The following is a 3,684-nucleotide window of genomic DNA, read 5'->3' on the forward strand; positions in this document are numbered from 1 at the left end:
GCCGCGCTTCTCGCCCTCTTCCTGCTCGGCTTCGCCCGCCCCACCCTGTCCCGAGGCGAGGCCCTCGCCCTCCTGCTCCTCGCCACGCTGGCCATCGCCGCGCACCTGTCGAACCTGCTCCTCGCCGCCGCCCTGGCTGCCCTCACCCTCCTCCTGCGCCGCCGCCCGCGCCCCGCCCTCCGCGTCGCCACGCCCCTGCTCGCCGCCTGCGCCCTGCTCCTGCTCACCAACGCCATCGGCCACGGCCGGTGGTCGCTCTCCCCCTATGGCAGCACCTTCCTGCTCGCCCGCCTCGTGGCCAATGGCCCCGCCGCCCGCACCATCGCGGCGGAATGCCCCGGACGCGGCTGGTATCTCTGCGCCTGGGCCGGCCGCCTTCCCACCGACAGCGACGTCTTCCTCTGGGAGCCCGACAGCCCAGTGAACAGCGACGCCGATGGCCGGCCACGCTTCCTGGGCGGCGTCCTTCTGGCCCCCGAGGCCCGCGAGATCATCGCCGAAACCCTGCGCCGCGAACCCCTGGCCGTCCTGCGCGACGCCCTGCGCGACACGGCCCGGCAGCTCGTCACCAACGGCATCGGCGACACCCTGCCGCGCGGCGCCGTGGGGGAAGGCCTCGCCCTGCGCATCGCCAGCGGCTTCCCGCCCGCCGAACTGCACCGCTTCGAGTCCTCCGCCCAGATGCGCGGCCTCCTGCCGCAGCGTGCCGCCCCCTTCCTCCCGCTCCAGGCCCCCGCGCTCCTTCTCGCCGCCCTGGGCCTGCCCATCCTGCTCTGGCGCCACCGCCACGACCCCCGCCGCCGCGCCCTGGCCCTCTGCGTGCTCCTCGGCCTCGCCGCCAATGCCTTCGCCACCGGCGCGCTCAGCAAGCCGCACCAGCGCTATGGCGCCCGCATTGCCTGGCTCCTGCCCGCCGCCGCCCTGCTCCTGGCCCAGCCCAGGCGGGACACGATTCCGCCGCAACGCCCCGGCACCTGATCCCGCCGGGCCGCGCGTCATGGCTGGCGTTGCGCCGTCCCCGGGGTGAAAGGCGCTGCCTTTCCCCTTGGCCACGCCCCCCGCCCACGGATTGACGCCCCACCGCGAAACCCGTCCCATTCGGCAGACAGACCCGAAGGAGTCCCCCCGCATGACCTCGCCCCGCGAAGCCCTGGCCGCGCTGCAGCCCGAGATGACCGAATGGCGCCGCGACTTCCACGCGCATCCGGAGATCGGCTTCGAGGAGCACCGCACCAGCGACATCGTCGCGCGGAAGCTCGCCGAATGGGGCATCGAGGTGCATCGCGGCATCGGCAAGACAGGCGTCGTCGGCGTGCTGCGCGGCCGCAAGTCGGGTGCCGGCGGCAACCGCGCCATCGGCCTGCGCGCCGACATGGACGCCCTGCCGATGGAGGAGGCCAACGGCTTCGCCCACCGCTCGCAAAATCCCGGCCGCATGCATGCCTGCGGCCACGACGGCCACACCACCATGCTGCTCGGCGCGGCGAAGTACCTGGCCGAGACCGGCAACTTCTCCGGCACCGTCCACCTGATCTTCCAGCCCGCCGAGGAAGGCTTGGCCGGCGCCAAGGCCATGCTCGACGACGGGTTGCTGGAACGCTTCCCCTGCGATGCCGTCTACGGCATCCACAACAGCCCCGACCGGCCGCTCGGCACCGCCCAGGCCCTCACCGGCACGGCGCTCGCCGCCATCGACTATTTCAGCATCGTGCTGCGCGGCCGCTCCGCCCATGGCGCGCATCCGCAGCAGGGCATCGACACCGTGGCCATGGCCGCGCAGGTGATCAACGCGCTCAACGCCATCCCCTCGCGGCAGGTGGACGCGCTGGAATCCGCCATCGTCAGCATCGGCCAGATCCATGGCGGCACCTCCGACATCGTGCTTCCGGAAAGCATCGAGCTGCGCGGCTCCGTCCGCACGCTGAAGCCCGAGATCCGCGACCGCGTCGAGACCCTCTTCCGCCGCGCCGTCACCCTCACCGCCGAGGCCCAGGGCGGCAAGGCGGAGATCGACTACCGCCGCGCCTATCCGCCCACCATCAACACCCCCGGCGAGACCGACCGCGCCGCCCAGGCCGCCACCGCCATCCTGGGCGAAGGCAAGGTCCACCGCGACGGCCACCCGCTCCTGGCCGGCGAGGATTTCGCCTTCCTGCTGGAACGCGTCCCCGGCGCCTACCTGATGTTCGGCCAAAGGGACGGCGAGCGCGGCGGCACGCCCGTCCACAACCCGCTCTACGACTTCAACGACGACCTGCTGCCCTTCGGTGCCGGCTACCTCGCCACGCTGGTGGAACAGGAACTCGGCTGACCCCGCTGCCCCCGCGGCACGGCGGCCGGGCACGGGGGCGTACACCACGGCGCGGGAACCGGGCGGGGGGCGCATTCCCCGCCAACAAGGAAACCTCCCGAGGAATCTCCATGGGCCTCCCACCCGGGCCGAACAAGCTGGCCCATAACGAGCGGGTCAAGCTGACCGCCACCTGGCTGAACGCGGTGGCCAGCGGCACGGTCCTGGTGGGCATCGTCGCCCCCCTGGCCGCAACTCTCTATGGCACGGCCATGCCGAAAGGTGGCATCCTGGCCGTGCTGGGAAGCGCCCTCTTCCTTGCCGCGGGGATCGGCCTACATATCCAGGCAAGGCGCCTGCTGGAGGACCTGAAGGAATGAGCTGGACCGACATCCTGCTGCTCGCGATCCCGGTTCTGGGCCTGGCAGCCGTGTCCCTGACGGCGCAGAAGCTCCGCCACCGGGGCTGAGGCGCCGCCCCCGCCCCGCGGCACGAACGGACCGGGCCGCTAACTCCCCGGCCGCAGCACATAGCCCCGGTGCCGCACCGTCTGCAGGAAGCGCGGCTCGCGCGGGTCCGGCTCGATCTTCCGCCGCAGCCGCGTCACCTGCACATCCACCGCCCGCTCCCCGGCATCCGGCGTGCCCAGCGCCACCGCGATCTCCTCGCGCGACAGCACCTCCCCGGCCCGCGCCGCCAGCGCGGTCAGCAGCGCCGCCTCCCCCCCGGTCAGCCGCATCGCTCCCTCGGCCCCCCGCAGCTCGCCCCGCTCCGGATCGAACCAGCGCGACCCGAGCTGCACCGGCCCGAGCGACTGCGCCGCCGGCGGCGGCACCGCGACGCGCCGCAGGATGGCCTTGGCCCGCTGCACCAGCTCGCGCGGGTCGAAGGGCTTGGCCAGGTAGTCGTCCGCCCCGTGCTCGAACCCCGCCACCCGGTCGTCCGGCGACCCGGCGGCGGTGAGCATCAGCACCGGCACCTCCTGCCCGCCCCGACGCAGCGACTCCACCAGCTCCAGCCCCGTCTCCCCCGGCATCATCACGTCCAGCACGATCATGTCGAAGGCCATGGCGCCCAGCGCCTGCCGCGCCGCCGCCGCATCCCCCGCCACCGAGACGCGGAATCCCTGCTCGGCCAGGAAGCGCTGCAACAGGGAGCGCAGGCGCGGATCGTCATCCACCACCAGCAGATGCGGCAGCTCGCTCATCGCCGCGTCCCCGGATGTTCCCCGGGCAGCGCGCCGGCTGGCGCGGCCGGCGCCCCGGCAGCCCTCCCGGCAGCCCCCACCGGCGGCCGGGCCGCGCCACCGGGCAGCCCCGGACCTCCCCCGCGCATCCCGCCCGCCCCCGGCGGCTCGGCCATGCCCGTGGCGACCCGCTCGACCAGGCCACGCG

At 74.0% G+C, this 3,684-nt stretch carries 4 protein-coding genes; 3 read left to right on the forward strand and 1 reads right to left on the reverse strand.

The features are described 5' to 3' along the window. The 3 genes from ROTAS13_RS20965 to ROTAS13_RS20975 all read left to right on the forward strand — a co-directional run. Positions 1-978 (forward strand): hypothetical protein (locus ROTAS13_RS20965; RefSeq protein WP_075823299.1); only part of this gene is annotated, 978 nt, incomplete at its 5' end. 151 nt (positions 979-1,129) lie between these two features. Further along, positions 1,130-2,311, forward strand: coding sequence for a M20 aminoacylase family protein (locus ROTAS13_RS20970; RefSeq protein ID WP_075823300.1), 1,182 nt, complete (start codon positions 1,130-1,132; stop codon positions 2,309-2,311). Positions 2,312-2,421: 110 nt separating this feature from the next. After that, on the forward strand, positions 2,422-2,670 hold the full coding sequence (locus ROTAS13_RS20975) for a hypothetical protein (RefSeq protein WP_019463017.1): 249 nt from the start codon (positions 2,422-2,424) through the stop codon (positions 2,668-2,670). 128 nt (positions 2,671-2,798) lie between these two features. Here the strand turns inward: ROTAS13_RS20975 and ROTAS13_RS20980 are convergent, their stop codons facing one another. Then, positions 2,799-3,497 carry a response regulator gene (locus ROTAS13_RS20980; protein ID WP_019463015.1) on the reverse strand — a complete coding sequence of 233 codons (699 nt, stop codon included), beginning with the start codon at positions 3,495-3,497 and terminating at the stop codon, positions 2,799-2,801. Positions 3,498-3,684 lie beyond the last annotated feature (187 nt).

Origin of the sequence: Roseomonas sp. TAS13 (genome assembly GCF_001950415.1) — a bacterium.
GTDB lineage: Bacteria > Pseudomonadota > Alphaproteobacteria > Acetobacterales > Acetobacteraceae > Roseomonas > Roseomonas mucosa.